Below are 4,825 nucleotides of genomic sequence, written 5' to 3' on the forward strand. Positions count from 1 at the left end.
GGCCGAGCGCGGCGAAGCCGCGGGCCGCGAGCCGGGCGTGAAGCGCCCCGGCATCAGCGGCAAGGCCGGCGTCATGCAGGCCGGGCGCCTTGTCGGTCATCGGGCGCAGTTCCCCGGCGGCCGTCGGGATGACGCCGATCCGCCGCGCCACCGCAGCCCAGACGGCGGGGTCGGCGGACAGCGCCTCGTAGGGGACGAAGGTCACGTTCGGACGCGCCGCCTCCACCCGGTCGAGCGCGCCATAGACGGCAAGCCAGAGCCGGAGCCAGTAGTCAAGCGTCATCGGATCGCCGGCGGGGCGGTCGGCGAACAAGAACGGCCGGTGCGTCGCGCCGAACTCGTGATGGCCGAGCCAGGTCATGTAGTCGCGCGTGAAGGTGTCGGATGCCAGGAACCGCTGGTGCTGGCCGAGAAGGCTCGCCGCATGGTCGAGCGGGCGGCGGAGCGGCACGAGAAACGCCGCTTCCGGCATCGCCGCGGCCAGCGCGCCGAGCCTGAGGACAGTATTGTTGTTCTTCGAGACATAGCGCGCCTTGCCGGTCTTCAGGAGCACGAGCCGGATGAGGTCGCGGTAGCCCTGGATCAGGTCGGCGTCCGGCTCATGCGGCGAAAGGCCCTCGGCGCCGATGTAGTCCTTTCCCGCGAAGACGCGCCAGTAGACCTCGTCCAGCGCCTCGGGGCTCGACATGTCCACCTCGATCCCGTCGCCATGGGCGCGCTCGGCCCGGACGCCCGGCTGGTGGCCCTTCCGGCTCAGCCGCGCCCAGAGGTTCGGGGCGAGTACGAAGGGCATGTCGGCATAGGTGAGCGAGCCGAACTGCCCTGTGCGGTGGATCTCCCGCATCAGGATCGTCGTTCCCGCGCGCGCCAGGCCGGTGACGAAGACATGGGCGCCGGTACCGGCGGGCGCCTTCTTCAGGAACATGCCCCGCTCGATGTCATGGGCCATCTCCGCAAGCGCCGGCGAGGCGAGCGCCAGCCGGTGCAGAAGTCGGTCGAGTGCGGAATAGTCAGCCACGGACCACCCGGAGCCTGAGCCAGATGTAGCCGATCGAGACGAGGCAGAGGACGAGGATGACAAGGGGCTGCATCAGCTCGGCGCCCCAGGCCGCGATGCCGCCGGGATAGACGAATCCGAGGACCGCGACCGGGGCAAGCGCGAGCATGAGAAGCGCGAAGAACTGGACCGAGCCCTTGCCGATCACCCAGGAGTAACGGGGCAGCACACGTTCCTTCCAGTGGTCGGAGATGCGCTTGCTGGTGAGCACCCTGCCGGATTTCCGCGCAGTTTCCGTCACGCGGCGGATGACCGGCAAGAGCGGCAGCCACAGGAAGGCCTCGCTGGCCGCGACGGCCGCGATCAGGACGAAGAGCCAGAGCATCGCGTTCAGGCCGCGGGCTTGCCGCTATCGGTCGTTTTCGCCGCCTTCGACTTGCGGCCCTTCATCATCCGCTTGATCGGGTAGTAGATCACCGCGACGATGGCGAGGAAGATGGAGCCGAGTACGCCGACCACGGCAGCGATTGCGCCGGCGCCGACGCCGGGACCGATGTAGGCGAGCGCTGCCGAGGGAGCAGCGGAGAGCGCGAGGGCGGCAATGAGTGCGGGAAACAGCGTCTTCTGCATCGAAATTCTCTTTCTGGTCGCGCAGGATCGTTCAAGGCCCTGTCGTCGCGGAGCCCGGATCGCAGGGGCACCATGCCAGATTTTTTTCCGCGAAGCCAAGGATTTCCCGACGGCGACTATGGTCGTGCGGCGGAGCGCCGCCTGATCTGCGAATTAAACTCCCCGAAGGGCGATCATTGTCTCTGCGGCCTCACCCTTGACCGCTTGGCAGGGCGTCGCCCGCATGATCTAGTGCGGGCGAGCCAATCCCGCGAGCCCGCGCCATGACCAAGCCCGCCGTCAAGATCGCCTATTGCACCCAATGCAACTGGCTTCTTCGCTCCGGCTGGATGGCGCAGGAGCTTCTGTCCACATTCGGGCAGGACCTCGGGTCGGTGACGCTCGTCCCCGGCACCGGCGGCATCTTCGAGATCCGGCTGGACGGCGATCTCCTCTGGGAACGCAAGCGCGACGGCGGTTTTCCCGACGTGAAGACCCTCAAGCAGATGGTGCGCGACCGGATCGATCCCGCGCGCGATCTCGGGCACCTGGACCGTGCCGGCGGGGGCGGGGGATGAGCCTCTCGGCCTCCGACCTGCTCTGGATCTTCGTGATCCTGACGATGCTGCAACCGGTGCTGACGCGGAAGATCATCGAGGCGAAGCGCCTCGCCATGATCTCGCGGCTGGAGAAGACGCGCGGCAGCCGGGTGATCCTGATGGTCCACCGGCAGGAGACGATGAGCCTGCTCGGCTTTCCGCTGATGCGCTACATCGACATCCAGGACAGCGAGGACGTGCTGCGCGCGATCCGCATGACCGACGACGAGATGCCGCTCGACATTGTCCTGCACACGCCGGGCGGGCTCGTTCTCGCGGCGCTGCAGATCGCCCGTGCGGTGGAGGCTCACAAGGGCAAGGTCACTGTCTTCGTGCCGCATCACGCCATGTCCGGCGGGACGCTGGTGGCGCTTGCCGCCGACGAGATTGTGATGTGCGACCACTCCGTGCTCGGCCCCATCGACCCGCAGGTGAACCAGTATCCGGCAGCTTCGATCCTCGCCGCGGTGCAGACCAAGCCGGTGGCGGAGCTCGAGGACGAGACGCTCATCCTCGCCGATGTGAGCCGAAAGGCGCTCGAACAGGTCATCCGCGCCGCGACGGAGCTGCTGTCGGTGCGGATGCCTGCGGGCGAGGCGGCGGCGCTGGCCGAGAAGCTCGCCTCGGGCAACTGGACGCACGACTACCCGATCCCCTCGGCGGAGGCGAAGGCGCTGGGCCTGCCGGTCACGACCGGCATGCCCGAGGACGTGCTGACGCTGATGACGCTCTATCCCCAGCCCGTGCGCCAGTCGGGCGGCGTGGAGTTCCTGCCGGTTCCGCGCGAACGGCCGGGAAAGGTGCACCGGGGGTGATCACGCCTTGCGGAAGCTGACGATCCAGCCGGTGTCGCCCGCATGGGCGCCCTCGGCGTCCGGGCCGTAGATGTCGAAAGGCTCGGTCCGGAATCCCTCGATCCGGCCGCCGAGCGATGCGAAGCGCTGCGCGAAGCCCATGCGCTCGTAGACCGCGGAATGAACCGTGACCGCGAAGAGCGCCCCCGGCGAAGCGACGCGCAGCAGTTCCTCGAGGGCCTCCGGGCCGACATGGCCGTGGGTGAAGGTTCCGGCACTGATCAGGCCGGAATAGACACTGTTCCCGATGGGAAGAACGGCAGTAAGATCGGCGCGGATCACCTGCCGGTAGACGCCCTTCCCGGCCGCCACCGCCAGCATCTCGGCGGAAATGTCGATAGCGTCGACCGGCCCGGTCCCGATGCGGGCGAGTGCCTCGGCCACGAGCCCGGTGCCGGCCCCGACGTCGAGAACCGGCCCCCGGCCGCCCAGCGCGGCAAAGACCGCCGCCACGGCATGAGGGCTGCGGTAGCCCATGCCGGCCGCGAAGTCCCGGTCGTAGCGCGCGGCCCAGTCGCGGTAGTAGCGCACCGAATCCTCGGGCGTCTTCAGCGCGTAGACAGCATCCAGATCATCGGTCTTGCCGGTCATGGACCCATCCCGCCACGCGGCCCCCGCGGCGTCAAGCGCCCTTGCGCTCGTCGATCCGGGCCCGGATAGTCGGCCCATGACCGGAACCCTGCTCTCCCTTGGCCACGGCTATTCCGCCTCCGCCCTCGCCCGCCGCCTCGGCCCCGGCTGGCGGATCATCGGCACCACGCGCAGCGCGGAAAAGGCCGCGCGCCTCGTGCGCGAGGGGGTGGAGCCGCTGATCTGGCCCGGGGCCGACCCGGGGACCGACCTCGGTCCGGCCCTCGCGGCGGCGACGCATGTTCTGGCCTCCATTTCACCCGACGCCGCGGGCGACCCGGTGCTTGCGCGGCATGGCAAGGCGATCGCCGCCGCTGCGCCCCATCTCGAGTGGGTGGGCTACCTTTCCACGACCGGCGTCTATGGTGACCACCGGGGCGGCTGGGTCGACGAGGCGACGCCGCTTCTGCCGACGACGACCCGCGGACGCCAGCGGCTTCTGGCCGAAGAGCAGTGGCAGGCGCATGCCGCGCGCAGCGGGCTTCCGCTCCATATCTTCCGCCTGGCCGGAATCTACGGCCCCGGCCGCGGCCCCTTCGAGAAGGTGAGGAACGGGACCGCCCGACGCATCGTCCGCGAGAACCAGTATTTCAGCCGCATCCATGTGGATGACATCGCCGCCGTCCTCGCCGCCTCCATCGCGCGCCCGGATCCCGGCGCGGTCTACAACGTCGCCGACGATGACCCGTCCCCGCCCGAGGACGTGCTGGCCGAGGCGGCGCGCCTCCTCGGCCTGCCGCTGCCGCCCGAGGTGCCGTTCGAGGAGGCGGAGTTGACGCCCCTCGCGCGCAGCTTCTACGCGGAATCGAAGCGCGTGCGGAATCACCGGATCAAGCGCGAGCTCGGCGTGCGGCTGGCCTATCCCGATTACCGGACGGGGCTCAGGCGCCTTCTCGCCGACGAAAGCTGAGCACCGGAACCCGTCCCCGCTCCCCGCGTTGGCCGTGGTACGCGACCAACCTGGGAGATCCCTGATGAAGAAGTTCCTGCTCCTCGTGCCGCTCGCGGCGGGCCTCGCCGCCTGCCAGAACACCACCGACCAGAACGTCGCCACCGGGGCGCTGACCGGCGCCGCCGTCGGGGCGATCGCCTCCGACGATGGCGACAAGCTCGAAGGCGCGGTGCTCGGCGGCGCG

7 protein-coding genes are annotated in these 4,825 nt (G+C 69.4%); 3 read left to right on the forward strand and 4 right to left on the reverse strand.

Translation table 11 applies throughout. The features are described 5' to 3' along the window. The 3 genes from F9K34_RS17050 to F9K34_RS17060 form a co-directional block, all read right to left on the reverse strand. A partial coding sequence (locus F9K34_RS17050) for a sulfotransferase (RefSeq protein WP_291338313.1) occupies nucleotides 1-1,018 on the reverse strand: 1,018 nt, incomplete at its 3' end. Continuing rightward, nucleotides 1,011-1,382, reverse strand: a complete 372-nt coding sequence (locus tag F9K34_RS17055; protein WP_291338314.1) for a hypothetical protein — start codon at nucleotides 1,380-1,382, stop codon at nucleotides 1,011-1,013. The genes F9K34_RS17055 and F9K34_RS17050, both read right to left, overlap by 8 nt. A gap of 5 nt (nucleotides 1,383-1,387) precedes the next feature. Further along, on the reverse strand, nucleotides 1,388-1,627 hold the full coding sequence (locus F9K34_RS17060; RefSeq protein ID WP_291338315.1) for a hypothetical protein: 240 nt from the start codon (nucleotides 1,625-1,627) through the stop codon (nucleotides 1,388-1,390). 263 nt (nucleotides 1,628-1,890) lie between these two features. Between F9K34_RS17060 and F9K34_RS17065 the strand changes: the two genes are divergently transcribed. After that, nucleotides 1,891-2,184 (forward strand): SelT/SelW/SelH family protein, encoded by a 294-nt coding sequence (locus F9K34_RS17065; RefSeq protein WP_291338316.1) that lies wholly within the window; start codon nucleotides 1,891-1,893, stop codon nucleotides 2,182-2,184. Further along, nucleotides 2,181-3,020, forward strand: coding sequence for an SDH family Clp fold serine proteinase (locus F9K34_RS17070; RefSeq protein ID WP_291338317.1), 840 nt, complete (start codon nucleotides 2,181-2,183; stop codon nucleotides 3,018-3,020). The genes F9K34_RS17065 and F9K34_RS17070 overlap by 4 nt, the downstream gene beginning before the upstream one ends. Here F9K34_RS17070 and F9K34_RS17075 read toward each other — a convergent pair whose 3' ends face one another. Then, on the reverse strand, nucleotides 3,021-3,650 hold the full coding sequence (locus F9K34_RS17075; RefSeq protein WP_291338318.1) for a class I SAM-dependent DNA methyltransferase: 630 nt from the start codon (nucleotides 3,648-3,650) through the stop codon (nucleotides 3,021-3,023). Nucleotides 3,651-3,726: 76 nt separating this feature from the next. Here F9K34_RS17075 and F9K34_RS17080 point away from each other — a divergent pair, with 76 nt between their 5' ends. Next, nucleotides 3,727-4,599, forward strand: coding sequence for an SDR family oxidoreductase (locus tag F9K34_RS17080; protein WP_291338319.1), 873 nt, complete (start codon nucleotides 3,727-3,729; stop codon nucleotides 4,597-4,599). The last annotated feature ends 226 nt before the right edge of the window (nucleotides 4,600-4,825 follow it).

Source organism: Albidovulum sp., assembly GCF_008933605.1.
Lineage (GTDB): Bacteria > Pseudomonadota > Alphaproteobacteria > Rhodobacterales > Rhodobacteraceae > Albidovulum.

Bases quoted from the DNA above. Each gene is read 5' to 3' on its own strand.
- F9K34_RS17055 (WP_291338314.1), bottom strand. From the start codon at position 1,382: ATGCTCTGGCTCTTCGTCCTGATCGCGGCCGTCGCGGCCAGCGAGGCC.
- F9K34_RS17060 (WP_291338315.1), bottom strand. From the start codon at position 1,627: ATGCAGAAGACGCTGTTTCCCGCACTCATTGCCGCCCTCGCGCTCTCC.
- F9K34_RS17065 (WP_291338316.1), top strand. From the start codon at position 1,891: ATGACCAAGCCCGCCGTCAAGATCGCCTATTGCACCCAATGCAACTGG.
- F9K34_RS17070 (WP_291338317.1), top strand. From the start codon at position 2,181: ATGAGCCTCTCGGCCTCCGACCTGCTCTGGATCTTCGTGATCCTGACG.
- F9K34_RS17075 (WP_291338318.1), bottom strand. From the start codon at position 3,650: ATGACCGGCAAGACCGATGATCTGGATGCTGTCTACGCGCTGAAGACG.
- F9K34_RS17080 (WP_291338319.1), top strand. From the start codon at position 3,727: ATGACCGGAACCCTGCTCTCCCTTGGCCACGGCTATTCCGCCTCCGCC.